This window comes from Cupriavidus sp. 05T313 (assembly GCF_056396665.1).
Genome location: NZ_JBFTLX010000646.1, coordinates 1 through 433, shown reverse-complemented (window position 1 = coordinate 433; position 433 = coordinate 1). Strand labels below are relative to the sequence as shown.

Annotated in this window: 1 protein-coding gene; it reads left to right on the top strand. The window is 68.6% G+C overall.

Features of this window, described 5'->3' with window-relative positions:
* Positions 1-285: ankyrin repeat domain-containing protein (locus AC1DKD_RS42170; RefSeq protein WP_477144859.1), on the top strand; the 285-nt coding region annotated here is incomplete at its 5' end.
* Positions 286-433 lie beyond the last annotated feature (148 nt).

Genomic DNA, 433 nt, shown 5'->3' with positions numbered 1-433 from the left:
GCCCTGATCGTGGCCTGCGAGCATGGCAATACCGAAGTGGTGAAGGTGTTGCTGAAGGCTGGCGTCGCGGTCGACCATGTCAACCGCCAGGGCTGGACCGCCCTGCTGGAAACCATCGTCATGGGCGATGGCAGCGCGCGCTATGAAGACACGGTGCAGTTGCTGCTCGACGCTGGCGCGGACGCCAACCTTCCCGACCGCGACGGCACCTCGCCGACCCGCCACGCGCGCGAGCGCAGCTACAAGACCATGGTGAAGATGCTGGTGCGCGTGCGCGGGCACTGATGTACCCGCGCACGCCGCGCCGGTTTGCCCCCGGGGCGTGCCCGAGGCGTAGCGCCATGGGGTCAGGCCGCAGCCGGCTGGGATCCCGCGTTGCGAGCATTCTCGCTTTCCTGCAACGCGCGCCACATCACCTTGCCGGTGCCCGACT